This window comes from Flavobacterium profundi (genome assembly GCF_006491645.1).
GTDB classification, from domain to species: domain Bacteria; phylum Bacteroidota; class Bacteroidia; order Flavobacteriales; family Flavobacteriaceae; genus Flavobacterium; species Flavobacterium profundi.
The window spans coordinates 220562-245802 of record NZ_VDCZ01000001.1 but is presented as its reverse complement, the minus strand read 5'-3'; the positions used below and the strand labels follow the sequence as shown (position 1 = coordinate 245802).

Genomic DNA, 25241 nt, shown 5'->3' with positions numbered 1-25241 from the left:
TCCCTAAGGTATTTTACTTTAGGGATTTTTTTTGGTGTATCATAAAAGTATTAATTGTAGTACTAGAACGCATAAAAATGTCTTTTGAAATCAATTTGTATGTAAAATAAGCTATTTTTGAAAGATAAGTACAAATTATGGGACTTTTATCAAATGTAGTCACTAAAAAATAGAACATGATAAAACGTTTTTTTTACTTGTTTATAGCCTTAGGTATTGCAATAAGCTGTACTACAAAGCCAACTCCTTTAGATGCGACCGCTTTTAAAGGAAAGACCTTTTTGTTTTATAATCCAGCGGACAGCATATCGTTTTATGTTGATTTTAAGGATTCTATTTGCAATGAAATTGACTATGATTCTAGAAATTATCCTTGGAAATTGAAGACTGATGAAGGGAATGACTTTCTAATTATTGGAGAGGTTGTTTATGGTATTAAGAAAGATGAGAAAGCCAATACTTTTACTGTAACTGCTTTAGCTAACAAAGACCGTTCTTTTACTGTTTCTGAAGTTGAACCCAAATGGGATAAAGAAAAATTATATGGTACATGGATTAATGAAGAAGCGGACTCTACTGATAGGGATATATCACTAAAGTTGCCACCATTGGATCCGCCAATTGCAATTTATGAGGAAGTTTGGCCACCCGAATATCGTATTGAAAAAGATACGATTTATAGTTATGATTTAGATACAAGGAGTAAGTCAAAATACAGGCTATCTCATTCCAATACTTTTATGCAAATGCATTTAGATACACCTAATTGGTTTCAATACACCTATCAGTGGGAAATAACTTTAGTAAACGATTCTATACTAGAGTTGACTGGTAAAAGTTTTCAAGAAATGAAACCTTTAGAAGAATCATTTACTGAAGAAAAGATTATTTTAAAGAAGAAGAAATAATAAATGGGAAGAGCCGATTTAGCAAAGAAATTAGCATTCGAAGTCATGCGAAAAAAAATTAAAAATTGCCTTGTATTTGTGTTGTCAATTGGATTGTTATTCTTGTTGGGTTTTTATATTTATTTAAGAAATGGAATTGACTCGGTAATGACCCCAGCGAAACAGGAAAAGGTTTTTGCATCGATACAAGCAGCTCCCGCTTTACCAGAATCTTTTTATAAACAATATGAGAAAATCAATCCGAACGGATTGGAGCGTGGCTATACTGCTTCTTTGTTGTCTCGGTTTTTGGGTAAACCAAAACCTTGTGCTTGCGAAACCATTTATGCACATCCAGGTTATTTTGATGCTTACAACCGATTTGCACCTCCTATTTTTATGTATGAAGCGACTCGTAAAGTGGGTGGAAAAAAATGTTTGGATTTTGCTTTACAAAAGGTAGATTTTGCTAATGGTGCTATGGGGGTGACAGCTGCTAGCGAACAGTATTTCCAGAAAGACTTAGCGTTATTAACCGATAGCGAAGTGTTAGATTTGTTGCTTATGATGGAAAATCCCAGTTATTTTAATTTGTTGCGAGAAAAAGGCAGGGAAAGATTAGAACAGCGAAAAGCGGCTTTACTTTTGAAATAAATAATTAACTTGAGGTGCTTTATGAATTCCTATGAAACTCGACTATTTACATGATCTAACCGATAACGGAAAATACACAGACGTAGTTAGTGAAAATCTCATTCGGTTGTGGAATTTTACACCCAATGAAGCCTTACAGTTTCAAAATTTGATTGTTGCTTTTATAGCTGCAGATGAAAAGGCGACTCTTGCTTTACACGAGCAAGATTTTATTGAAGCTTTGGCTTGCGAATTGACTTTGGTAAAAGACCCTAGTAATACAGGGATAACTCGGTTGGGTGCAACCCAATTTGTTTGCCGATTAGATATCGCTGGTTATCAAAATATGGTGGAGTTGCTCGAACCTTTTGTAACGGGTAGTGCAGCCGGTTACCAATGGTTAGACGAACAAGCCCATGAAAGCCCGATTGATTTTCTGTTTTCTCCTGGTGGAGGTTGGTAAAGCAAGAAAATTGACATTCTTATAGATGGCGTTCTTGCCATCGAATGGTTAAGTGTTCCGATGCGAATCGGAAGGTTTCGAGAACCGTTTTTAATTTTATTTTTATTTATAAAATACTGTATAATAACACTTTAGCTTGATAAAATAACCTTTTGAGGGCTTATTTTTTACTAAAAATCACACTTTTTTATAATACCCCTATAAAAATAGAGGTATAAACTCATTTAAAACCTGTTTTTTGCGATGTGGTGCTAAATTTAAATATGTTAATACCTCATTAGAGTTAGGGAAACGCCATCTGAGTAAGGGAAAACACCATCTGAGTAGGAGCAACGCTGTCTGAGTAGGGGGAAAGACCATCTGAGTAAGGGAAAATACCATCTGAGTAGGAGCAACGCCATCTGAGTAGGTGAAAACACCATCTGAGTAGGTGAGTAGACCGTCTGAGTAGGAGTTAGGCTGTCTGAGTAGTAAATTTTTTAAACAGAGTAGGTTGTGAAACGTTTTTATAGGGTGCTGGTCGATTCGTACTCTTTTTGCCTGTTTCTTTTTTATATATTAAAGGAATATTTCTTACTAAAATGCTTTTTTGTACGTATAAATACGTATAGAAAAGGGTGAAAAATACGTATAAATACGTATTGTGGGTTTGAAGGGGATGGGTTAGATTTGAGGGGTAAGAATATTTTTATAAATCTATTTTAAAATGGCTTAATTTAGAATTTTATATAGAGAATAAAATTAAATGTAAATTTTTTTAAAAAATGAATTGGGAATTAATTTTAAAAGAACTTGGTTTATTAACTATCATATCAGGATTAATAACTTGGTTGATAAAGCAATTAGGTCAAAATTTAATTAATAAAGATTTAAAAACATATGAATTAGAATTAAATAAAAAAGCTGAATTATATAAACAAGAATTATTCTTGATTTCTCAAAAAGCAAGTAAGCTTCATGACAAAAGAATTGATCGAATTGAGGAATTATATTATATGTTGAATGATTTTCATAATGATATGCAAATAATAGTATCTTGGAAAATAGTAACAGGTATGACTAAAGAAGAAGTACAACAACAAGAACTAAATAATGTAAAAAAAGCTGAAACTTCAGGAAATAAATTTCTAATTTATTATATGCGTCATAAATTGTATTTTAATCTTGAAACTTGCAAATTAATCGACGAAATTATAAATCTTTTAAAAGAAAGTCATGCGGATTTTACGTTTAAGTATATTTTTGGACCAACATCAGCTGAAATGGAATATGAAAATATAAAAAACGCAACTAATAAAATTAGAGTAAAAGTACCTGAAATTAAAATTAAATTAGAAGAAAATTTTCGAAAAATAATTGGAGTTGAATAAAGCAATATATTACTATTTTTACTAGTTTGAATAAATCTTTATAAAAATTAAAAAAGAGATGGAAATAGGAATAAAATCAATAAATGTCAAAAAATTATTCGGACACTATAATTATGAACTTCCGAAAAAAGGTAATATCAAAGAGTTAAATAAACTTTTTATTTTATATGGAGATAATGGAGCAGGTAAAACTACTATTTTAAATCTAATTTTTTATCTTTTGTCAACAAAAGATAGAAGTGGTTATAAGACTAAACTTGCTCAAACTAAATTTGAACTGTTTTCTATTAGTTTGACAAACGGTATTGAAATTGGTGCAAAACGAACAGGATCAATAATTGGATCGTATAATTATTATATCAAAAGGAATGGTCAATTTATAAAAAAAATTGAATTAAAAGCCACTAAAGATACTCATGAAATACAAGTAACTCCTGAGACGCAAGAAGATGTAGAATTTAGAGGATTTCTTGATTATATTAAAAATTTAAATATTTCTATTTATTATCTTTCAGAAGATAGAAAGACTTTAAGTAGCCAGAATTCTACAGATTATGATGATGAATTAAATTTTTTATCAAACAAATCAGATATTGAGCTATCAAGTAATTATGAAAAAATAAGAACTAAAAAATATCTTAATGAAAAAAGGTTGTCACTAGAATTAACAGTTGAAAGATTTATTGATTGGATAAGAAAACAAGTAATTCAAAGTTCAAAAATTGGAGAGACTAATACTTTACATATTTATAGTGAATTAATAAAAAATCTTGATAAACCAAAAGAAAAAGTTCCGTCTCTAAATCAGTTAATAAAAAAAATAAATGTTCTTGAAGCTCAAAGTGATAAACTTTCTGAAATTGGATTAATTGACTCGTTGGATTTCAAAGAGTTAAAAAAATCTATTAACTCAATAAGTATTGATAATAAAAATTCATTACAAGGAATTATTCAACTTTTTATCAATAGTACAAATGCGAGGTTAGACGCATTGCAAAAATTATATGATGTAATTAATGATTTTGTAAATGCTATAAATGAATTTTATACCAATAAGACTTTAGTTTTTGATTTATCTAAAGGTTTTTCGATTAATCATAAATCAGGAGAACCTCTTAATCTTGAAATGTTATCTTCCGGAGAAAAACAATTATTGCTTCTTTTTATTAATACAATAACAGCAACTGATCAAGCAACTATATTTATTATTGATGAACCAGAGATTTCATTAAATATAAAATGGCAAAGAATGCTTCTTAAAACATTGTTGAAATTTAGTTCAAAAAATTATGTCCAATTTATAATTGCTACCCATTCTATTGAACTATTAGCTCCAAATACTAATAATGTAGTAAAACTGGAAGATTAATATTATGGAAGAAACTTATAAAAGAAAGTTAAGTGAACACATAGCTTTACTTGAATTAGAACCTACAAGTAAAAATTTATTTATTGAAGGTCCAGAAGATGGAAATATTTTTGAACTATTTCTTGATTTTCATTCAATTAATGATGTTCAAATTTATCCCATTGATATTATTGATTTTTCAGAACTTGATGAGAATATATTTTCCAATAGAGAAAAAGTGTTGCTTTTATCAAGAAAAATATACGAAAAATTTGATAATTCTTTAAATAATATTGCATGTGTGATTGATAAAGATTTTGATGTTTTAAATGAGAATTTTAATGTAAATCCTTATTTATATTATACAGATTATGCTAATTTAGAAATGTATTTATTTAATAATAAAAGTTTAAATAAAATTTTGAAAATAGGGTTAAAAAATTTTCCATTGTCAAGCGAAGAAGTTATTAAAACATTGACTCCAATTTTAGTTGATAATTTCTGTCTAAGATATGCTCGTGAAAAGATTAATTGCAGTTATCAATTGATACAACCTGAAAAAATCTTCAATTATTCTCAAGGGGGTATAACTTATAACCAACAAGAAATTTTAAATAAATTTCTTGTTAAAAATAATTGTGTGAATAAATTGGAAGATTTTAAAAAAGAAATTGAATTTGTAAAAGATAAATTTAAAGAATTAAATGAACCTAGACTCTTTATACATGGAAAGGATTTTTTAGAGTTTTTCTTCCTCCTTATTAAAAAAATAAAAAACACTTATAGTTATACATTGAAAACTTTTACTCGAGCGGTATTTTTATCAATTGAAAATGATTTGTTAAATTCGTATGGATTATTTTCAAATATAGAATTAAAATATAGGAAAATCTAGCTAAGCAAAGTTGGTAGACCGTGCTCCCGCTCCGAAAAGTCTTCGGACTTTGCACAGCTGGTTAGTTTTTGTACAACATAAAAGAAACAAAAAATGAAATTTTTATATGCAGCTCGGGGAATATACAATAAAGAATATGGAGGAGATGAATTCTCTTGGGATAAATATATTGAATGGTCTAAATTGACACACTTGACAGAACTTGTTTCACTTGACGGAATGCTTAATGAAAATTTGGTTGAGCCTGATTTTGATAGTGCTGAAGATTGGAATTTTATTTATTGTGAGGGTATATTTCAAACAGACCTTTTTACATCAGTTGATTTTGTATTTAAACGACTGAAAGCTATTGATACGTTTAACCTTTTAGCAGTTGTGTTAGAACCTGAACAAGATTGCAAATATGTAATGGTTGAAGGTTTTGAATTTGTGGGTTACGAATTATTAGATCGAGATTTCAGCATAAGTGCCTTAACAAATTGTGGAGGTTTTGATGAAACTTTTTTGCCAACAGATTTGAATGACAAAGGTCTAATTGACGATTTTACAAAAGCTTATGAAATAAAAAAGATGCTTATAGAAAACAATCCAGACGAGCATCATGCAGACACAAACGTGATTGCGGTTTGGCGCCATAAAACTATTGGAAGATGACAAATTAATTGATATGACAGAATTTAAATTGTGGTTGGAATTTGAGGAAGTTGACCCAACGTCTTGGGATATAAAAAATGACTTTGCAAACATACACGTGGACTTGCCAGATGGCAGAAATTATGGAATAAATGTTTGGACTTTTCAATTTTTAGCAACTGCTATTACTCAAGATATAAACGAAAATAATAATTTAAAGGGCCTTTATATTGTTCCACCAGACTTATTTGTTGCAGAATTGACAAGAGAATGTATTCATGCAACGATAACAGATTTGCTGAAAATAGGTAATTTAGAAGAAGTTTTAAACCCAAGTGTTCTTGGTCTAGAAAAGGATTAACACAAGCTTCTCAAAATCTCATAGCTTTAAAGTAATAAGTAAAAAAATGTATGCCTGCGTATTGTAAAAAGAAGTTGGAAAAGGTATATTTGGAGTATACTAAAAATGAAACAAACCTTCGTATATGCACCTTTAAAGATATAGATTGGTACTATTGAGTAGCGTTTATATACTAGTTTTGCCCAGCTGAGGTTTATACTGCCGTTTGAAGATTACAGTCTAATTAAAAAATATTGGTGTACAAATTGGAAAGACTATTTGTAAACTTGGTTTTCGGTTACGCCACTTTCTTTAGCCGCGGACCGTTAGTAGAAATTTAAGGAAAATTCGATTCAAAAAACAAATATGAATTTTGAAAGTAAAATATTAAAAAATACTAAAATATCAGAGGATTATTTTGATGGAGATTACAAATTTGATTTCTTGCCTAATATAATTGGAATTCAATATGCGATTACTAATACAGTTGAAAAAAAAATTATTAATGAACTGAGTACTAATAGATTTGAAAAATTCACTCATTTAGAAAATTTATTTATCAAGTTAATTAACTTCTTAAATAAAAATGAATTTGAGAATTATAAAGTCGAAATATCTCAAAAACTTAGCGATGAATCACTTAAACATTGGAAACCTGAGAAAAGAGAAAAAGAAAGAAAAAGACTTTGCAATGAAATTTATTTAGATAGTATTGGAATAGAATGGAGAAAAGATTTCTGGGATTTTGAAAACGATGAAATTATCTATAATGAAAAATATGAAATTGTATTGGGTTTTACTGATGATAAACATAGAGACGAGCGCAGCATTACTGTAGAAATCAACCCTGAAAATCTAGAAATTGGCGATGTATTTTTTGAATAATAAACTTCTGCTAACAAGCGTTTGACAAGATTGCGAATTATGTGGTAAATTCACGTTTATAATTCGTAAGAAATTTTATCTTTAACAGAAAATAATCAGCTCCGAAACCCGCCCGAATGCAAAGCCCGAAACCGATATGCATCAGCTTAAAAAACTGTACGGAAAATAGAAAAAAAAGAAATGGCATTATTTCACCTCTTATTTGAACTAATTAAAATATCAATTTTAAGCTGTATTTACGCAAGCTTAACACTTTTGGTTTTTAAAATAATTGCAATTTATAAACCAAATTCTTGGTTCGACAGAGTTTCAAAGATAAAGCTTAAACTTTGGGTTTTAAGCGGTCTATGTATATCTATTTTTCTTTTCTTTTTTATGTTTTCTCACTTTGGTGACCACGGACTTGGTGACAGTGCAAGAATTCCTATCGGACACGGAAAAGCAATTCAAGAAGTAGATGCAATGCAAGCATATATCCAAGATGAAGGACCAATAAGTATGATAGAAATTGACAGATTCATAATAGCAGATGATTTTGTATATGGCTTTATTAGTGAAGGAAATGAAAATTATGAAGGAAGCTATTTCATCTATGACTTGGTCAATAATTCCGTCAAAACTTTTGAAGAAGAAAATGACTATATAAATATATTGAAAACCAAAAACCTTGATTATAATGCAGATTATAAAAATTTTGGATATTATTATAGTCAATATTGGTATGGATGGAGGTTTTGGCTTTTACCATAAAGAAATAGAAAATGATAAAAGCCGAACGCATAACAGTGGTTTGGAGCAATTGCTACATTTACAATAGAAAACACGTTCGATTTTTTACTAAAAAACGTATCTTAGCTAGAAATAATTGTTTCAAATAGATACTACCGCTACAAACGGCTTAACGTTGCTATTAATTTAAAACCAACCAATTGCAAAAAAGTATAATTTTAGTTTTACTATTTTATTCAAGTCTTGTTTACAGCCAAAAAACAATTAAGTTATTCACTTCTTATTGTAAATCGGGTGGTACTTCTATGACTGACTTGGAGCGCACTAAATTTAAGATTTTAACAAATCACGAGTTAGTTACTGATACAACAAAATGTTGTAATTTTCAATTAGAATTTAAAACAAGTGAACCTAAAGTTGCAATTGAATTTGAAAACATTTACAAGCAAAAATTGGATACCGTTTTTCAAATAACAGAAAACAATCAACGCATTTATCTTTGTGTAGATAAATTCAAAGATTATAATTCAAGCTCATTAATTGCAAAAGCTTTAGAAAATAGCACTAATTGGAATTTGAAAATGACTGTTGTTCATTGTTTTGGAATAGACGATTCTGAACTCGAAATCACACCTAAAAAAAATGGGTTATTAGCTAAATATACGTACTGGGAATATCCTGAAAACGCGAATAGGAAAAAGAAATATGTAATTAAGAAAATGATCTCAGAACAAGAAATTGTGTTTATTGAAACTTTTGAAAAACAAATGAAGTTGATGAATAGGCCAAATGGAGGTTGTACACTTCAAGCCTATTTCCATCTAAAAGTGGGAGATGAAGAAATAGCAATAAAAGATAGTTCTTGTTCTGGATTTGATGAAACTGAATTATTAAAAAAACTGGGGATAAGATAACGAATGGTATTAATAGGTACAAGTTATTTATTCTTCCACTCCGCAAAGTCATAAACTTCGGACTTTGCGCAGCTGATTTTTCCTTTAAAACTTTTCGGTATATTTGTGAGCATCAGTAATAAAAATCCTCGCCATCCACAAAGCCGGCGGGACGTTGTAGTTAATTAACGCGACTCGAGAATTTCAAATGGAAGTGACAAAAGATATATTTTTCGAACACGAAACTTCGATTTCTAATGAAAATTGGAAAGTAGATTTGTCCTATGAAAGTTCAAATGCAAAGACGAAAAAACTTGAACTGAATGAAAATATTCCAATAATACAGGTAACAAGCGAAAACTTTTACACGGCAATTAAAATTGATGCAACCGACAATAAAGGCTCAATGAAAAGTTGCATCTTGTCTGGTATCGATGGATCATTTATTTTATTCTCAAAATCTAAAGGAGAAAATCAATATCAGTCAGTTTTAATAAATAATGACAATCTAATTTTAAGTCTTGGATTCACATTAATATCAATTGACTTAAAAACTTTGAACATAAATTGGAAAATACGACCTGATGTAGCCGAAGTTTTTGAATTTTATGAATTTGAAAAAGATATTCTTTTAAGAGGAGAATTGGGAATTCACAGAATAGACTTGAAAGGAAATATCAAATGGACTTTTTCTGCTAGAGATATTTGGGTTAATACAAACGGAAAGAAAGAAGTTGAAATTGAAAAAAATGCCATCAGATTGTTTGACTGGGAATCAAACGAATACTTAATAGATTTTAATGGAAAAATAATAGAAGACAAGCCATTTAGAGTGAAAAATGAAACTCAAAAAAAATGGTGGATATGGAAAAAGTAACTGGTTACAAGAACGGCTATAGTTCATTGCTTATGACTTTCCTCTCTGAAAGTACACCCGCTTTGCAAAGCCCGAAGTTTTGCACTCCTGGTTTTGTGCAGCTGACGGGCTAGATTGGTGCTATTGAGTAGCGTGAATAGGTGAGTTAGGCGTCATTATAAAAAAAAGACAGTGATAAATTTTAAGCTAAAAAAAATAGATGACATATTACCCGTTGGACAAGAACCCAATTTGGCTATAAGTTGGTTTTGGCTGACAGAAGGTGACTTATGGTTAAAGTTTGGGGATCAAACAATTTATGAATATTCAACAGAAGCTATTAATCATTGGGAGAATAAACCTACACCATACAATGACTATCCGATAGTCAGATTTATTGAAGACTTCATAGAACTTTTTGACAAGATTAGAGAAACTATTCCTAAAGAATTTTACTCCTTGACAAAAGACCTTAAAAAATTCAAATCTGATTCAAAAAAATGGCTAGACATTTACGACTCAGACGAAGACGAATACAGCGAATTTTATTTTGAAGAGTATGACAAATTAATTTCGTGGACCTACCAAAGAACTTTTAACTCTGCACACTTGATTGGCGGACCACATTTGTCGTTTTTTAGAAATAACAACAAAGTGAGAATTATTTGGGAGACAGAACATATATTGGAAAATGGAATCAGTTTGTGGACAGCGGAAGACGGTAGCTTTGAAATGGACTATTCCGAATTTATAGATAAAATAAAAGTGTTTGGACAATCTTTCTTTGCCGCAATGGACAAACAAGTTGAGTTAGCTGTTGCAAAAGAATGGGGAAATATTAAAATAGACAAGCAAAAATTAGTTGAAGAACACAAAGAAAGAAAAGAAGAGTTCTTCTCAACTCTTGTGCTACTTGAACAAGAACCAACTGACAAAACCGACTGGACAGAAATAGAACAATTGTTTAACAGAATGAGAAACGAAATAAAATAACGAACACCTATATGAAATATATTTACATTTTACTGACAGTAATGATTTTAGTTGGCTGTAAAGAAAACAATAAAGAAATGGAGGCTTTTACGAAACTTGAAGAAGCTCGAAATTATGTAACTGAATCATTTGATGAAAAAGAAGAAATTCTAATGATTTCGGATGAATTAAATGACGCTATGGGAATGAATATGGCAATTATAGGGGACGAAATTTTAAAAAAAGGATATATGCCAAAAGGATTTGAGCAAAAAGAGGGGTATCGGATTTATAAATACGAAAGAGAATAAAAGTGGACGGAATTTATCCTGAATTAATTGATTATATTCATCAATACTGTTCTGAATTCAATACTGAGCTTGAGAGAAAAGCAAGAAATCATAATATAGGAATGAGTAAATGGGGAAGTCGAGAGAATTTACCTCCAAAATTAATTGAGCTAAGAGATAGGCATATTTCTACTGATAAAAATGTTTTAAAGCTATTGGAAAATGGATTTGAGGAATTCAAAATAAAAGCTGCAACAAGGATTTATAAAGAATATAAAAATGAATTGACATTAAATTTATGTCCGAAATGCGGAAAAATAGCTCGTACAACAGATGCAAAACAATGTAGATTTTGTCGTTATGATTGGCATTGATAATTAAAATAACAAGATGAATTGTTTCAATTTTTAATAAATGAATATAAAAACAGATGTCAAAAGGTGGAGCAATAGCAATTGGTTTATTAATTGAAAAATTTCAAGAGTTCTTGGAAAATCTTTTCGAGCCTAAAAAGAAGACGAAACTTGAAGCACTATATGAGCTTGATAGTGTTATAAAAACTAACTTTACTATATCTATTCTAGAAATTACTGAAGAAAGACTCGAAGTGATATCTTCAAAACTCAATCAGATTGACATCAGAACATTAGATGAAATAATTGTATTGATTTATAGTTGTGTCAATTCTGGTATTAAATCTGAACTTATAGAAAGATTGAAAAAGAATCCATCTCTAAAAAAGCGTCTTTTGGATTTAATCCAATTTACTGAAAATAAATCTAACACACTCTCTTTAGAACGGAATAATATAAAAAATTCGTTACAACATATGTTGTAATAAAGGGATATTTTCTAATTTTCCACGTTCTTTAAAGTTCGACTCCTCTTACTTTGAGCGACCATGAATGAAAAAATGTATGCCCTTTGTATTGTGAAAAGAAGTTAGGATATTATATTTGGAGAATACTAAAAGGGAAACCATATAAAATAAGAAGAATTAATGTTACGGTATAGGGTATTAAATAAGTTATCAGTAATTTTAGAATGAGACAGCTACTTGCATTTTTAACAATATTAGTTTTGTATTCTTGTAGACAACAAAGTGAACCGGCTAAAACATCTCCGAATGGAACTCTTTTAGATAGCAGTGCTATTTCCACGGATTTAATAACTGATGAAAAGGAAAATAACAAAACGACCGAGAAGCAATTCGATGATTGGGGAAAATATCAAGACGCTCTTCGAAATGAAATTCTGAAAGGAAAGAAAAATAAAATATTGAAAGAAAGTTTTCTTCAGGAAATGTATATTAGGAATGTGGTCACAATTTCCAATGACAGTGTTCTTGTGAATATACCTTTTAACATACATGAACCGGATTGCGGAGCCCCCGACGCTTATTCAACCGATATTCATTTTAGCTTTAAACTGGATGATAAATTACTATTCCCAAAGAAATTGTCGTTTACGGAATATGAACATGGTTGCGTGGACCAAGAACGAAAATTATCAGGATCTTTTGAATTACTAGAGGAAACTCCGAACGAGGTAATTTATTATTCAACCCAATACAAAAGGACATTGGTTCTCTTTCGTTCCAATAAAGAAAATGGGACAACGGCATTTTATTTTACGGGACTAGGAAAAAACAAAATTAACAGACAGAATGTGTATACTATTATACAGGAATATAATGACGAGGATGAGAATTCAATTTATCCGTTTACGAGTTGGGTGTTAACAACAAACGAATATGAGAATTTTATACGCTAAAAATTGGATGGGAAATGCTACTGATAATAATATCGGTCCAGTTGCGTAAAGTGCTACTCCTCTTACTTTGAGCGACCATGAATGAAAAATGTATGCCTGTGTATTGTGAAAAGAAATTAGGAAATTATATTTGGAGAATAAAAGTAAAACAACCCTTTGCTTATACTTCCTAAAATAAGTATTGTATTGCAAGCGTGTTGCTTTTAAAAATGGCTTATAGTTAATGTTAAAATACATTATGGGAACACATATTGACTGTATAATTCCAAAAGAAAAAAGTTATTCCGTTGCGGAAATAAAATCAAAACTAAAAAGTGTTTACAACCGATTGCAATCGGAATATTTACATTTAGAAGAAAACGGAAGTTTTACCAAAAAACCAAATGGAGATTGGTGGATTCTTTTGGTTCCTTCTGAATACGAAAATCCCGAATATATTACTGGTGAAGGAGATAGTTTTAGAATTGATATTTACGAAAAAGTAATACATATAGGTTGTGTCGAAAGGTTTTCAAGTCTTTATTTGGAAGATAAAAACATATCTTCTGAATTGTTTAAAATAATTAATGAAATAGGCAAAGCATTCAGAAAATCAGACGAGCTACTACTTGCAGCTGGTGGTTTTGGAGATACAGACCATATACTGGAGATGGCATTTCTTGAAGAGGCAGACTTTAATGAAATTTGTAAAAAAATGTATGATTTGCATGGAATTCCTGCAACTACTTTAACAGCATTAAAAGACAAATCTTGGTTTCTGAAAAAATGAAAAGCCCACTCTGCAAAGTCTGAAGTTTCGGACTCCTGGCTTTGCACAGCTTGAGGAACATTAGCAGTAATTTTAAAATAAATAGAAGTTGGCAAGACAAAAATCAAATTTAAATTGGTATTTTATAATAGTAGGAATTTTAATCTTTTATTTTGGTTTGACTAACAATCAAGAAACAAAACAAACAGAATTAAAGAAGATAACAGTTGAGCTTTATAAAGACATAATTCATGTAAAAGGGCGAAAAAGTTCTGTAGATTATAAATTTTGGACTAAGGAATATAAAAATCAATTTCATATTTTGAAAGGTAGTATAACTAGAGGAAAACACGATGTCCTATCCCGTTTAAAAGGTGGACAAATGGTTGATTTATATCTTACACCTTCAGACTTTGAAAACCTCTCTGATGCGAAAGAAGATATTACAGTGATAGGTATAAGTGTACAAGGAAATTCTTTGCTCTCTCAAGATGAATTTTTTCATAATCAGGAATTGTATAGGTTACGACTACAGATTTTTTCAGTATTTACTGCATTAATGTTACTTCTTAATGGCTTGACTAATATTCCAAAAAAGGTAAATTACATTCTAATTGGTACATTTACTGGAGCAATAATAATAATGAGAATTTTTGAAATAGGAATATATTAAAAAAAACAACCCTTTATCTTATATTATTGACACTTCAACGTTTTATTTAGAAATTATGAAAATTTTATGATTTTTGATAAGAAAAGTTCTATTTTTTGGCTTAGTTGTTGTGATTATGTTGTTTCATAATTAAACAAATAATTATAAACATGAGTAAAGGTTTTTATTTAAAGATGGAAGAGTATGTACCTGCAGGTACCTTCCTAAAGGCTAGTTTTGAGCGTGATCGAGAAGAACTAGCGACGCGTTTTAGCGAATTTTCAACTACGTATCTAAACGATTTTGAAGCCCAACTGGCGAAAGTGGCGCGTTTAGAGCAATCCCTCGTCATAACCGAGGAACAAAAAGGCGTAACGGCTAGTTTGTATACTACGTCGGACCAAATTAACAAAGACCTGAATTTTCTGTCTTTTTATTTTAAACGTGCGGCAATCAGTACGAGCAGTATTACTGCTGTAAAGCGCAATCTAATGGATAGAAACATAGAAGGCGCGATTTTAAAACTGGATGGGTTGCTTCAGTTTGTGGAAAGTAAAAGAGCGGTGTTAGAAGCCAAAGGCATGAGTGCGACTTTCCCCGCTGAAATAGACGCATTAAAAGAAGAGATGAAAGTTAAAAATGGTATGCAAAACGTGGTCATGAATATCAAAAAGCAATTGCATAGCGATAACAGACAGGAATATGACGCCTTGTATGCTTACATTAGTACCATTTCCAAAGCGGGTAAGATTATGTATGATGGCTTAACGAAGCGGGATGAATATGTTATAACGAGAATTGCATCGAGAATGCGACGCGCAAAACGAAATAAGGATACCACCAAATTAGTACATTAAGAAAGAGGGCTTTAAAAAGCCCTTTTTTTGTGTAGCGAATTGAATGTTTGGTTTGTACTGCAAAAGAATAAAAATTATATTTACGAAGAATAAGTGTCCTAGCCCAACTTTGATCTAATTGTATTACGTAGTAAAAGGTTTGGTTTCTTGTTCCCAATAACTTTAATTGATAGTCAGAAAATGCAATACGAATTACCAGAAGATAAAATACAACTGTTTAATGACAAGTTTGAAAAAGCCAATGATTTGGTAAAAGATGTGATGTTGCTTAAAGAGAAAGTCTCAACTAAATTAGGTTTTTGGGATAAACGCAAAGCAAACAAAGCGATTCGATATTATGAAACTTGTTTATCATTGGTTCCAAATCATTGGCAAACGAATTGGTTAATTGCAAAAGTATATCAGGTTCTTTTAGACCATCAGAAAGCATTGAGTCATTTTGAAAAAGCTATTGCTTTTGAAAAAACGAATCCAGATTTGCCAAGAGAGGCTTCAATTTCAGCAATGGATTTAGGAAATATACCATTGGCTTTGCAGTACTCTTTGGAGGCCCTGCATCGCAATCCTAAAGATGCTGGACTTTATTGTAATCATGCTGTGAATTTGATGGTTTCTGGCAATGATGAAGAAGCAAAAAAATATATTGAAAAAGCTATAGAAATGGAACCCAATGATGCTATAAATCAAAACGTTTTTACATTATTACAAGACGTGGCTTCGGGAAAACGTAAACGTCCACTGTATAATGAATTGGGATAATAGAAATTGGTAAAGAAAATAAAACTTTTGGAAGGTAATATGATAACAAAGTTTTTACAACTTTTTAAAACGAAAGCAACTGCTCCAAACAATTCTGACAAGTTGGAATTAGTAGCTGGGCTAGGAAAAGTAATAAATAGAGCATTAGTGGAGCGAAATTCTGTTTTGAGGGTTTCTGAAGTTTCTGATTTAGAAACACTTCCATTTAGCTATGCTGTAATTAAAAATGGGAAAAAGTTTTCTCAGGTTGATATTGCTAAAAATGAGAAACTTTTTTTGCTTGATTTTTGGAGTGATGGCGTTTGTCTTGCCAATGGACATGCTTCTAGTCTTTCCGAACTGGTCGATATGTTGGAGTTTTGGCTTTGTAATGCAATTCCAACGAGAGCCTTGGCAGAACGGTTTTCTTCTATTACGGCTAATGAGATTGCGATTGCGTTTGATGCAAACCAAGAAGTTGCCTATACTTGGAATTTAATTTTACAAGACACCTCTTTAGAGTTAACTGATTTTGTAAGATTGGCTTACCAAGATGAGGTTGTTCGATTGTTGTTTCCATATACGAGTTTATATACCTTATGTTTTAGTAGGTGTACGGGTTATCCTTATGATAGTGTAGGTTTGCCTAATGTGACTTCTAAAAGATTTGAAACTTTTGTAGGTATTACAGGAAATAAACCAAGTGAAGTCCAATATGTAGTCACGATAAACGGTACTACTTACTTGGGCGAAGGAAATGCAGAAGAAGCCTTACAAATTGTAAAAGCGCATTTGCCAAAAGACATCACAGCAGCAAGAAAAGGAACAGCAGAAGATTAGGGAATAATTTGAAAATTTAGAATACGATTCTAATGGAGGAAAGGATTAATTTTGATAAGAAACGCATAATTTTAGGGATTTTATTAGCTATTGTGTTCCTGAGGTTATCCGTTTGGTTTATACTAGAACCGGAGCGTTTTATGCGTAATTTTTTGTCCTCTGAAACTAAAAATGTGATATTTGGAATTGTTGCAAGTGTCTTTTTTTTAGCGGGTCTGTATTCTATAGTAATGCTTCTTCCAAGAAAGTGTGCCATAATTATTTGTGAGGAATATATTATAGATCGTTCTAGATATGAAGCAATAGGAAAAATAAGATGGGATGAAATTTCTAAGATTCAAAGACTTAAGAAAAAAAGTATTCAATTCTTTTTTAAAGAGGAAAAGCGCATTCAAAGTCCAAATGATAATCTATTAAAAAAATTTTTGCGCTGGGCTCATAATTGGGAGTATAAAAAGAGTATTATTATTTCTAGTGTTTTTCTAGAATGTGATATTGATACCCTTGAAATGAAAATTAAAAAAGCCTATAGGAAAAGTCGCTACAAGAAAAATAAGGTTCTTCCTAAGAAGCCTTCACCAACTCAGGACTTATTAAATAAAACATAATTGCTTGAAATGAAAGAAAGAAGCCCAATAGATAAATTTATTCAAAGTCATAAAGCTTTGGAGCCTTTTGATTATCAATTGGCAGTCGATTGGGCGATGGAGTTGCTTCATGAAGGGAATGATTCAGATGCAGTCTTGATGTTGGCCTCTTTTACTCAGCCTATAGAAAAACATGAAATTAGTAAGTATGTTACAGCTGTTTTACGAGAATTAGGTTTGGAAGAATTGGAATGTGAAGAAGCGGTTCTTGCTCAAACCCATTATTTGCTTTCCAAAATTCTAAAAGGAATTACAATACGAGAAAATCTGAAAACCCTTTTTCAGTTATATGTTGTTTATTATGATTCTCGTATAATTAAATTCTATTTGCTTTATTATGCATGGATGGATTTAGAAGAAATTGGAACCAATTTCTATTATGAAGGAGCCTATTTAAACAACATTGAAACTATATTGAAGCTAGAAGCACGAATTTGGATTGATAAATACATTCGTTTAACAGAAAATGTTGCGCTAGAAGAAGAGTTGGATCAAATAATAAAAGAGTCAAGTAAATGATTTTTTATTTTAAGTAAGAAAAGTTAGCACGAGCAAGATACTCGTATTTAACTTTTCTTTTTGCTTCTTTCTTCTGCTAGTTTCATAGCATTATAGGTATTTAAAATTTTACCAGATTTACACAATTCAGAAAAAGGGACTAACTCGTTTTCTGTACCTGGTTTGATGACTTGCTTGTTTATAGTTACACCCGATTCTAAGATGATTTGCTTTACTTCTTGCGCTGTTAGGCTAGGATAATACAACCAAATCAAGGCTGCAGTTCCTGAAACCATAGGTGCAGCCAAAGAAGTTCCTGAATCGTATTTATACTGATTGTCTGGAATAGCGACATAGATGTCTTCTCCAGGAGCAAAAATATCGACATTGTTTTTTCCATAATCAGAGAAAGAGGATACCATGGTGCTATCCGTTCGTTTGGAAATAGAACCAACGTTAATGAAGTTTGTTACTAAGTCTTTCTTTTTCTCGTAATCATAATCAGAAGGATAATAGGGATTGGTATCAATGTTAAAACTATTATTTCCGGAACCATGTATTAAGAGCACATTATGTTTTTCAGCATATTTAAATGCTTCAGTAACCCATTGTTGATTTAATGAAAATTCTTTCCCAAAAGACATGTTAATTACTTTGGCTCCATTATCAACTGCGTAATAAATAGCCATAGCAATGTCTTTATCGTATTCGTCACCTGAACAAGATATATGTAGCGGCATTATTTGAATGTTATCATGAAAACCAAAAGTGCCTCTTTTGTTTTTTTGATTAGATGCTATAATACTTGAAACAGATGTATTATGGCTTAATTGAAAAGTATTATTATTTACTATATTATTCCCATAACCTTTCTTTAAAATATCTGGATTGTCTCCTACAAATTTTCTTGGATTATATTCAATATTAAGATTCCTATTTAAAATAGAATCTTTGTCGTCTCTAGATTTTATCAAATCGTTTATAGTCCTATTTTTAACTTCAAGATTTGATTTCATGTAGTAAATTAGCGCACCTAAATCTTTATCTTTGTCATCTCTTCTTTGTCTAAATGATTTATCGTTTATTTTATAAATATTATATAAGCTGTCTAGCTGTGAAATAGTATAGTCTTCTTTTGGAAAAAAATACTTTAAAGTATCTTCTACTAAGGGTCTTATTTCGACATTAAATTTCATTGATTTTAACCAATTACCATAAAAAGCTGAATAAATTTGATGTAGCTCTTTTGCTCTTTTATATTCATTAAATAAGTATAAAGAATCTTGAGATATATCATTTTTACCATTAAATAAATCTTGATATTTATTTACAAATTTTGTGTATTCGAAATTCCCATATCTAAAATAACCACCATTTGGTTTTCCTAAAAAACTCCAACCATTTATATCATCGATGTAACCATTATTATCGTCATCGATGCTATTATTTGGGATTTCTCCTTTATTTACCCAGATTTGATTTTTTAAATCTTCATGATTTAAATCTATTTGAGAATCAATAGTTGCAACTATGATAATGTTACTTTTTTTTGTTGTATTTTCTTTGTACCATTTTTCTAAGGAGATGCCGTTAGAATTGTTATCTTGATGCCATTGGTTTTTTTCTATAGCTTTAGATTGAGAAAAGCAGTTAGAAACAAATAAAAATAAGATCAAGAGTTTTTTCATAATTAATTACTTTTCTTTTTACTTCTTTCTTCTGCCATTTTCATGGCATTATAAGTATTTAAAATTTTACCAGATTTACACAATTCAGAAAAAGGAACTAATTCGTTTTCTGTTCCAGGTTTAATGACTTGCTTGTTTATAGTTACACCCGATTCTAAGATGATTTGCTTTACTTCTTGTACGTTCAAATTAGGATAATACAACCAAATCAATGCAGCAGTACCAGATACCATAGGAGCAGCCAGAGAAGTTCCTGAATCTTCTTCATAAGTGTTGTGTTTTTTACAAACAAGAATCTTTTCTCCAGGGGCAAATAAATCTACATTTATTTTGCCATAGTTTGAAAAACTAGATACAAAGACATTGTTTTTATTATTATTGATAGAGCCAACATTGATGAAATTACTAAATAGTTCTTTATTTTGATTGTAATCATAATCAGATGGATAAAAGGGGTTTATGTCTACATCCATATTATCATTTCCTGAGCAATGAACAATTAAGACATTTTTTGATTCAGCATATTTTATTGCGTCCCAAACCCATTTTTTATGTATTGAGAATTCTTTACCGAAAGACATATTAATTATTTTAGCACCATTGTTAACCGCATAATAGATGCCATTAGCAATATCTTTATCATGTTCACTACCATTATTTGCAATACAAATTGGCATTATTTTTATATTGTTTGAAAAACCTTTGATACCTTTTTTATTATCTCTATTTGCGGCTATAATTCCTGAGACTTCTGTATTATGGTTTAGTTGACGATCATAAATATTTAATTTGTTATTGCCATAATTATTGGACATAACATTTACATTATCACCGATATATTTTCTTTCTTGTAAATTGATATTTATATTAGTATTGACTATTGAGTCGAAACTTTTTTCGTTTTCTAAAATTTCATTATATGATGAATAGTTTAGTTGATAAAATGATTTTAAAGTAAAAACTAATGCAATAAAATCATTTGCATTAGTTTCTTTCATTTGATTAAAAGTCCTATTGTCGCTTTTTTTGATTATATTATATATACTATCTAATTCTGTATATTTGTACTTGTTATTTGGATAATAATAATTTAGACTATCGATTGCTAATGGATAAATTTTTTTAGCATATTTTAGTGAACTCAAATATGTAGTATAATATTTTAATCCATTCTTGTAATATTCAGAAGCCTTTTCATATTCTTTTTTTTCATATGAATTCAATTGATTCAATTCATATTCTTGCCTATTGTCTCTTACGATTTTTACATATTCATAATTGTTTTTAGTAGTATGATGCCCACCCATTGTACCTAGAAAATTCCATCCATTTGTATCATCAATGTAACCGTTTTGATCGTCATCAATACCATTGTTAGGAATTTCATCTTTATTTACCCATATTTGATTTTTTAAATCTTCATGATTCAAGTCTATTTGGGTGTCTAAAACAGCTACAATTATTGTGTTGTTTGTTCTTTTTGGATTTTCTTTATGCCATTTTTCTAAGAAAATGCCGTCAGAATTGTTGTCTAGATGCCATTGGTTTTTTTCTATAGCTTTAGATTGAGAAAAGCAATTTAAAACAAATAAGAATAAAAGAAAATATATCTTCATTATTATTTATTTTTCTTTTTGCTTCTTTCTTCTGCCATTTTTATAGCATTATAGGTATTTAAAATTTTGCCAGATTTACACAATTCAGAAAAAGGGACTAACTCGTTTTCTGTTCCGGGTTTAATGACTTGCTTGTTTATAGTTACACCCGATTCTAAGATGATTTGCTTTACTTCTTGTACGGTCAAATTAGGATAATACAACCAAATCAATGCAGCAGTACCAGATACCATAGGAGCAGCCAGAGAAGTTCCTGAATCATATTTATACTGATTGTCTGGAATAGCAACATAGATGTCTTCTCCTGGAGCAAAAATATCGACGTTATTTTTTCCGTAATCAGAGAAAGAGGATACCATAGTGCTATCCGTTCGTTTGGAAATAGAACCAACGTTAATGAAGTTTGCTACTAAGTCTTTCTTTTTCTCGTAATCATAATCAGAAGGATAATAGGGATTGGTATCAATGTTAAAACTATTATTTCCTGAACCATGTATTAAGAGCACATTATGTTTTTCAGCATATTTAAATGCTTCAGTAACCCATTGTTGATTTAATGAAAATTCTTTCCCAAATGACATGTTAATTACTTTGGCTCCATTATCGACGGCGTAATAAATAGCCATTGCAATATCTTTATCGTATTCGTCACCTGAGGTAGAAATACTTAAAGGCATTATTTTTATCTTGTCATGGAAACCATTAGTTCCAATATTATTTTTTCTATTGGAAGCTATAATGCTTGATACAGTTGTGCTGTGTTTTCTTAAATTTGGAGCGTTATTTAGTTTGTTATTACCGTATCCTTTTTTTAGAATTTTAGTGTCATCTTTAATAAAATCTCTGGGGTTGAAAGAGATATTTAAATTTCTGTTTAAAATTGAATCTTTGTCATCTCTAGATTTTACTAAATCTCGTACAGTTTTATCACCAGTAGAATAATCTGATTTTACATAATGTATTAATGCACCTAAATCCCTGTCGTTACTATCTCTTTTTTGTTTGTAAGTTTTATCATTTATTTTGTAAATTTTATATAAACTGTCTAGCTGTTCAATAGTGTAATCTTCTTTTGGGAAGAAATATTTTAAAGTATCACGAGCAATTTGACCTACATTTACACTAAACTCCATTGATTTTAACCAATTTGAATAAAATCCAGAATAAATTTGATGCTTTTGTTTGGCTCTTTTAAATTCATTATACAAAAATTCTGAATCATTTTGAATATCTTTTGAGTCGTTAAAAATTGAATCATATTTTCTGACAATTTTTGTGTATTCAAAATTGCCATAAACATAATAGCCTCCATTGGGTTTACCCACAAAGTTCCAACCATTTAGATCATCGATGTAACCATTTATATCATCGTCAATGCCATTATTAGGTATTTCATTTTTGTTTATCCATATTTGATTTTTTAAATCTTCATGATTCAAGTCTATTTGGGTGTCTAAAACAGCGACAATTATTGTGTTTTTTGTTTTATTAAATTTATTTTCTGAATGCCATTTATTTAGTAGGTTACTATTAGAAAATTTTATTTTTTTATCATTTTGATGCCAAAATGTATTTTTATGTTCTGTTATTTCCTTATTTGTTGAACAAGAAATTGATATTAAAAATATTATTAGAAGTATTTTATTCAAAATTGATTTTTTATTGTTTTGATTATACACACTTGTCACTACTTAATTTTTTAATTATATCAGTTATACCACCTGGATCATCATTACCATTATTTGTTAAGATGTCTCCTGTTCCACCTATTGTTTTTTTTAAAGTTGAAAGTTTTGCTACTTCAAATTTATCAAATCCAAATTTTTTTTCTTTTTGTTTTTTCATGTCATTATGTTTTTTTGTTTGCTAAGACAAATATACATTTCAATTTTAAAAATAAATCCTTTAAAAGGAAGTAGTGGTCGAAATTCAGGAATTTCGATCCTTTAAAATTGTAATGTATTGATTTGTTGTTTGTTAAATATTTTTTAATTCTTTTATAAAATATGAAGGTTTTATTCCTGTTTTCTTGAAAAAAGCATTTGAAAAGGATTCAGCAGTATTAAAACCAGCCTCTTCTGCTATAGCACTCATAGTAAATTTACTTAAAGTTTTATTTTCTTTTAACTCATTTACGATATAATCAATTCGTAGTTCATTAATATAATTGACAAAGTTTTTTTCTTTTTTTGCATTTATTATTATAGAAAGATATTTGGAATTGGTATTAAATTCTTGAGCTAAATTTTGAACGGTTAAGTTTGAATTGAGATACCCCTTGTTTGTTTCAAAAGTCTCTAATTGGTGAAGAATCATTTCTATCACTTCTTCAGCAATACCTAAGTTTTCACTAGTTGGTGTTGCTATTTTATTTTCAGCTATTATATCTTTATTGATATTGTTTGGTTTATTCTTAATTAAATCTTCAAACCGTTTTTTATACTTTTTTTTAAGTCTTGTTTGCCTGATATTTAAAAAAATAGAAATTGAAATTATAAGAAATAAAATACCAATAAAAAAATAATTCTTTTTTTTGCCATTATTCAACTCTTCTATTATAGATTCTTTTTCTTTTATGAGATGTGGGATATCATAATCTTTCTGGATTTTGCGAGTTAGTATTCGGTAGTTTTTTTGAAACAAAGTATCAATAGTCATTAAAGTATTGATATAGTATAATTGTTTTTTTATATCATCTTTTTCTTTATAATAGTTAATTAAAAAACGATATCCATCAGTGAATTCGGGTGTTATAATTTTTGTATTTTGGTAAATAGAATCTACTTTAATAAAGCTTATTACAGCATTTTCATTTTCTTTTAGTCCTTCGTAAGCTTTGCCATAATAAAAGTACGATGCTAGTATGTTATTCCCAATGTCATTTATTTCTTTTAATATTGGAAGGGCTTTATTAATACTGTCTATTGCAGCTCTATAGTTACCTTTTAATACTTGGTTTGCACCTTCATTTAAAATAAAAATCCCATTTAAATTTTTGTTGTTGAATTTTTTGGAGTGATAATACCCTATATTATTGTAATAGCTTGAACTATCTAGTTTTTTTAGAGATTTGTATGCATCAGCAAGAGCAAATAAAGAATTCTCATAATCATAAGAGAATATCGAATCATTCTTTTTACTTTCAAAAAATGCATTAAATTCTTTAAATAATGGTAAAGCTTCTTCAACTTCACCCATTTTCTCAGATTTTAAAATTCCTATTGCGAATTTGCAATGATAATAGTAGTCAGTATTTCTTTCTAACGATATTTTTTCAGCTTTTAAATAATTATCTATAGCTTCATCATAGCGAAATAAACTTTCAAGAAACATTGCTTTTTCATAATAGGCGACTATAGGAAAGTTTTTATCACTTATTGGAGTTTTGGTATAATTAATTATACTGTCAAAATACACAATTTTTAATTTATCATTATTGATTAAAGAAAAGTAGTAATATCCTCTTGCTAACTTACTTTGATTGTTTTCAGTTTTTGCTTTCTGAATAAATTCATTAGCATATTTTTTTTGCAATAAAAGATTGCCATCATTTTCAAAAAAGCCCTTTTTTAATTCATCATAACTCATTTCTTTTACTTCTTTTTTATCAATTTGTGTAAATGCGAATTGTAATAAGAATAAAAAACTAAGTAAAAAGATGTTTTTCATTGTTTTATAATTTGTTTTTATAGTTTGTTTGAAATTTAAAACCGTAAATATCCATTTTTTTAATTTTAGATGCTACATTTTTATAGAAAATAACAAAACTCTAACCCGAAATTCAGGAATTTCGTGTTCCATTTCTTTTGTATATCAAAACTAAGAAAAAAATCTTCCTCAGTGTTACAAGATAAGGGTGTTGTAAAAATTGCTAAAAGTATTGTTTTTTAACATTTTATATAGTTAAAATGTAATTTTTTGGTGAGATAAAAAGTACGAAAAAAGAGACCGATTTTTTTCATCGATTAAATGATGATTTCATCGATTATA

At 29.7% G+C, this 25241-nt stretch carries 29 protein-coding genes; 24 read left to right on the top strand and 5 right to left on the bottom strand.

The window, feature by feature from the left end; all coding sequences use genetic code 11:
- Positions 1-176 precede the first annotated feature (176 nt).
- The 24 genes from FHG05_RS01165 (at position 177) to FHG05_RS01050 (ending at position 17968) form a co-directional block, all read left to right on the top strand.
- Entirely contained in the window at positions 177-908 is a 732-nt protein-coding gene (locus tag FHG05_RS01165; RefSeq protein WP_140996185.1) for a hypothetical protein, read from the top strand.
- Positions 909-911: 3 nt separating this feature from the next.
- Positions 912-1541 (top strand): transglycosylase domain-containing protein, encoded by a 630-nt coding sequence (locus FHG05_RS01160; protein ID WP_140996184.1) that lies wholly within the window; start codon positions 912-914, stop codon positions 1539-1541.
- 31 nt (positions 1542-1572) lie between these two features.
- Positions 1573-1983: a hypothetical protein gene (locus FHG05_RS01155; protein ID WP_140996183.1), complete on the top strand. Its 411-nt coding sequence runs from the start codon at positions 1573-1575 to the stop codon at positions 1981-1983.
- Positions 1984-2747: 764 nt separating this feature from the next.
- Positions 2748-3353 carry a hypothetical protein gene (locus FHG05_RS01150; RefSeq protein ID WP_140996182.1) on the top strand — a complete coding sequence of 202 codons (606 nt, stop codon included), beginning with the start codon at positions 2748-2750 and terminating at the stop codon, positions 3351-3353.
- Positions 3354-3411: 58 nt separating this feature from the next.
- Positions 3412-4722, top strand: coding sequence for an AAA family ATPase (locus FHG05_RS01145; protein ID WP_140996181.1), 1311 nt, complete (start codon positions 3412-3414; stop codon positions 4720-4722).
- Positions 4723-4726: 4 nt separating this feature from the next.
- Entirely contained in the window at positions 4727-5596 is an 870-nt protein-coding gene (locus tag FHG05_RS01140) for a DUF4435 domain-containing protein (RefSeq protein WP_140996180.1), read from the top strand.
- Positions 5597-5689: 93 nt separating this feature from the next.
- Positions 5690-6250 (top strand): hypothetical protein, encoded by a 561-nt coding sequence (locus tag FHG05_RS01135; protein WP_140996179.1) that lies wholly within the window; start codon positions 5690-5692, stop codon positions 6248-6250.
- A gap of 13 nt (positions 6251-6263) precedes the next feature.
- A complete protein-coding gene (locus tag FHG05_RS01130) occupies positions 6264-6590 on the top strand; it encodes a hypothetical protein (protein ID WP_140996178.1) in 327 nt (108 codons plus the stop codon).
- Positions 6591-6935: 345 nt separating this feature from the next.
- Complete coding sequence (locus FHG05_RS01125) at positions 6936-7454, top strand: hypothetical protein (RefSeq protein WP_140996177.1); 519 nt, start codon at positions 6936-6938, stop codon at positions 7452-7454.
- 375 nt (positions 7455-7829) lie between these two features.
- Positions 7830-8204 carry a hypothetical protein gene (locus FHG05_RS01120; RefSeq protein WP_140996176.1) on the top strand — a complete coding sequence of 125 codons (375 nt, stop codon included), beginning with the start codon at positions 7830-7832 and terminating at the stop codon, positions 8202-8204.
- A gap of 179 nt (positions 8205-8383) precedes the next feature.
- On the top strand, positions 8384-9097 hold the full coding sequence (locus FHG05_RS01115) for a hypothetical protein (RefSeq protein WP_140996175.1): 714 nt from the start codon (positions 8384-8386) through the stop codon (positions 9095-9097).
- Between the two features lie 187 nt (positions 9098-9284).
- Positions 9285-9953, top strand: coding sequence for a hypothetical protein (locus tag FHG05_RS01110; protein ID WP_198172258.1), 669 nt, complete (start codon positions 9285-9287; stop codon positions 9951-9953).
- 171 nt (positions 9954-10124) lie between these two features.
- Complete coding sequence (locus FHG05_RS01105; RefSeq protein WP_140996173.1) at positions 10125-10925, top strand: DUF5984 family protein; 801 nt, start codon at positions 10125-10127, stop codon at positions 10923-10925.
- Between the two features lie 11 nt (positions 10926-10936).
- A complete protein-coding gene (locus FHG05_RS01100) occupies positions 10937-11215 on the top strand; it encodes a hypothetical protein (RefSeq protein WP_140996172.1) in 279 nt (92 codons plus the stop codon).
- Positions 11216-11217: 2 nt separating this feature from the next.
- Positions 11218-11568 carry a hypothetical protein gene (locus FHG05_RS01095; RefSeq protein WP_140996171.1) on the top strand — a complete coding sequence of 117 codons (351 nt, stop codon included), beginning with the start codon at positions 11218-11220 and terminating at the stop codon, positions 11566-11568.
- A gap of 56 nt (positions 11569-11624) precedes the next feature.
- Positions 11625-12032 (top strand): hypothetical protein, encoded by a 408-nt coding sequence (locus FHG05_RS01090; RefSeq protein ID WP_140996170.1) that lies wholly within the window; start codon positions 11625-11627, stop codon positions 12030-12032.
- A 206-nt stretch (positions 12033-12238) separates the two neighbouring features.
- Positions 12239-12967, top strand: coding sequence for a hypothetical protein (locus FHG05_RS01085; RefSeq protein ID WP_140996169.1), 729 nt, complete (start codon positions 12239-12241; stop codon positions 12965-12967).
- Positions 12968-13190: 223 nt separating this feature from the next.
- Complete coding sequence (locus FHG05_RS01080; RefSeq protein WP_140996168.1) at positions 13191-13736, top strand: hypothetical protein; 546 nt, start codon at positions 13191-13193, stop codon at positions 13734-13736.
- 88 nt (positions 13737-13824) lie between these two features.
- Positions 13825-14388, top strand: a complete 564-nt coding sequence (locus FHG05_RS01075) for a hypothetical protein (protein ID WP_140996167.1) — start codon at positions 13825-13827, stop codon at positions 14386-14388.
- 149 nt (positions 14389-14537) lie between these two features.
- Positions 14538-15224 carry a hypothetical protein gene (locus FHG05_RS01070; RefSeq protein WP_140996166.1) on the top strand — a complete coding sequence of 229 codons (687 nt, stop codon included), beginning with the start codon at positions 14538-14540 and terminating at the stop codon, positions 15222-15224.
- Positions 15225-15371: 147 nt separating this feature from the next.
- The gene (locus tag FHG05_RS01065) at positions 15372-15983 is read left to right on the top strand and encodes a tetratricopeptide repeat protein (protein WP_140996165.1); all 612 of its coding nucleotides are present in this window, start codon (positions 15372-15374) and stop codon (positions 15981-15983) included.
- 39 nt (positions 15984-16022) lie between these two features.
- Positions 16023-16802 carry a DUF6193 family natural product biosynthesis protein gene (locus FHG05_RS01060; RefSeq protein WP_140996164.1) on the top strand — a complete coding sequence of 260 codons (780 nt, stop codon included), beginning with the start codon at positions 16023-16025 and terminating at the stop codon, positions 16800-16802.
- A 32-nt stretch (positions 16803-16834) separates the two neighbouring features.
- Positions 16835-17410 carry an STM3941 family protein gene (locus FHG05_RS01055; RefSeq protein WP_140996163.1) on the top strand — a complete coding sequence of 192 codons (576 nt, stop codon included), beginning with the start codon at positions 16835-16837 and terminating at the stop codon, positions 17408-17410.
- A gap of 9 nt (positions 17411-17419) precedes the next feature.
- On the top strand, positions 17420-17968 hold the full coding sequence (locus FHG05_RS01050) for a hypothetical protein (RefSeq protein ID WP_140996162.1): 549 nt from the start codon (positions 17420-17422) through the stop codon (positions 17966-17968).
- Positions 17969-18015: 47 nt separating this feature from the next.
- On the opposite strand, the gene FHG05_RS01045 is transcribed toward FHG05_RS01050, so the two are convergent.
- The 5 genes from FHG05_RS01045 to FHG05_RS01030 form a co-directional block, all read right to left on the bottom strand.
- Positions 18016-19635, bottom strand: a complete 1620-nt coding sequence (locus tag FHG05_RS01045) for a S8 family peptidase (protein ID WP_140996161.1) — start codon at positions 19633-19635, stop codon at positions 18016-18018.
- 2 nt (positions 19636-19637) lie between these two features.
- Positions 19638-21251, bottom strand: a complete 1614-nt coding sequence (locus tag FHG05_RS01040) for a S8 family peptidase (protein WP_140996160.1) — start codon at positions 21249-21251, stop codon at positions 19638-19640.
- A 2-nt stretch (positions 21252-21253) separates the two neighbouring features.
- Positions 21254-22900 carry a S8 family serine peptidase gene (locus FHG05_RS01035; RefSeq protein WP_157504139.1) on the bottom strand — a complete coding sequence of 549 codons (1647 nt, stop codon included), beginning with the start codon at positions 22898-22900 and terminating at the stop codon, positions 21254-21256.
- Between the two features lie 22 nt (positions 22901-22922).
- A complete protein-coding gene (locus tag FHG05_RS18295) occupies positions 22923-23096 on the bottom strand; it encodes a hypothetical protein (protein WP_157504137.1) in 174 nt (57 codons plus the stop codon).
- A 132-nt stretch (positions 23097-23228) separates the two neighbouring features.
- Positions 23229-24920: a helix-turn-helix domain-containing protein gene (locus FHG05_RS01030; RefSeq protein WP_140996158.1), complete on the bottom strand. Its 1692-nt coding sequence runs from the start codon at positions 24918-24920 to the stop codon at positions 23229-23231.
- Positions 24921-25241 lie beyond the last annotated feature (321 nt).

Excerpts from the sequence above, each read along its gene's own strand:
- FHG05_RS01090 (WP_140996170.1), top strand. The coding sequence starts at position 11,625 with ATGTCAAAAGGTGGAGCAATAGCAATTGGTTTATTAATTGAAAAATTT.
- FHG05_RS01150 (WP_140996182.1), top strand. The coding sequence starts at position 2,748 with ATGAATTGGGAATTAATTTTAAAAGAACTTGGTTTATTAACTATCATA.
- FHG05_RS01055 (WP_140996163.1), top strand. The coding sequence starts at position 16,835 with ATGGAGGAAAGGATTAATTTTGATAAGAAACGCATAATTTTAGGGATT.
- FHG05_RS01080 (WP_140996168.1), top strand. The coding sequence starts at position 13,191 with ATGTTAAAATACATTATGGGAACACATATTGACTGTATAATTCCAAAA.
- FHG05_RS01160 (WP_140996184.1), top strand. The coding sequence starts at position 912 with ATGGGAAGAGCCGATTTAGCAAAGAAATTAGCATTCGAAGTCATGCGA.
- FHG05_RS01155 (WP_140996183.1), top strand. The coding sequence starts at position 1,573 with ATGAAACTCGACTATTTACATGATCTAACCGATAACGGAAAATACACA.
- FHG05_RS01070 (WP_140996166.1), top strand. The coding sequence starts at position 14,538 with ATGAGTAAAGGTTTTTATTTAAAGATGGAAGAGTATGTACCTGCAGGT.
- FHG05_RS01050 (WP_140996162.1), top strand. The coding sequence starts at position 17,420 with ATGAAAGAAAGAAGCCCAATAGATAAATTTATTCAAAGTCATAAAGCT.
- FHG05_RS01060 (WP_140996164.1), top strand. The coding sequence starts at position 16,023 with ATGATAACAAAGTTTTTACAACTTTTTAAAACGAAAGCAACTGCTCCA.
- FHG05_RS18295 (WP_157504137.1), bottom strand. The coding sequence starts at position 23,096 with ATGAAAAAACAAAAAGAAAAAAAATTTGGATTTGATAAATTTGAAGTA.
- FHG05_RS01030 (WP_140996158.1), bottom strand. The coding sequence starts at position 24,920 with ATGAAAAACATCTTTTTACTTAGTTTTTTATTCTTATTACAATTCGCA.
- FHG05_RS01125 (WP_140996177.1), top strand. The coding sequence starts at position 6,936 with ATGAATTTTGAAAGTAAAATATTAAAAAATACTAAAATATCAGAGGAT.
- FHG05_RS01140 (WP_140996180.1), top strand. The coding sequence starts at position 4,727 with ATGGAAGAAACTTATAAAAGAAAGTTAAGTGAACACATAGCTTTACTT.
- FHG05_RS01085 (WP_140996169.1), top strand. The coding sequence starts at position 12,239 with ATGAGACAGCTACTTGCATTTTTAACAATATTAGTTTTGTATTCTTGT.
- FHG05_RS01145 (WP_140996181.1), top strand. The coding sequence starts at position 3,412 with ATGGAAATAGGAATAAAATCAATAAATGTCAAAAAATTATTCGGACAC.
- FHG05_RS01045 (WP_140996161.1), bottom strand. The coding sequence starts at position 19,635 with ATGAAAAAACTCTTGATCTTATTTTTATTTGTTTCTAACTGCTTTTCT.
- FHG05_RS01135 (WP_140996179.1), top strand. The coding sequence starts at position 5,690 with ATGAAATTTTTATATGCAGCTCGGGGAATATACAATAAAGAATATGGA.
- FHG05_RS01165 (WP_140996185.1), top strand. The coding sequence starts at position 177 with ATGATAAAACGTTTTTTTTACTTGTTTATAGCCTTAGGTATTGCAATA.
- FHG05_RS01130 (WP_140996178.1), top strand. The coding sequence starts at position 6,264 with ATGACAGAATTTAAATTGTGGTTGGAATTTGAGGAAGTTGACCCAACG.
- FHG05_RS01120 (WP_140996176.1), top strand. The coding sequence starts at position 7,830 with ATGTTTTCTCACTTTGGTGACCACGGACTTGGTGACAGTGCAAGAATT.
- FHG05_RS01100 (WP_140996172.1), top strand. The coding sequence starts at position 10,937 with ATGAAATATATTTACATTTTACTGACAGTAATGATTTTAGTTGGCTGT.
- FHG05_RS01110 (WP_198172258.1), top strand. The coding sequence starts at position 9,285 with ATGGAAGTGACAAAAGATATATTTTTCGAACACGAAACTTCGATTTCT.
- FHG05_RS01040 (WP_140996160.1), bottom strand. The coding sequence starts at position 21,251 with ATGAAGATATATTTTCTTTTATTCTTATTTGTTTTAAATTGCTTTTCT.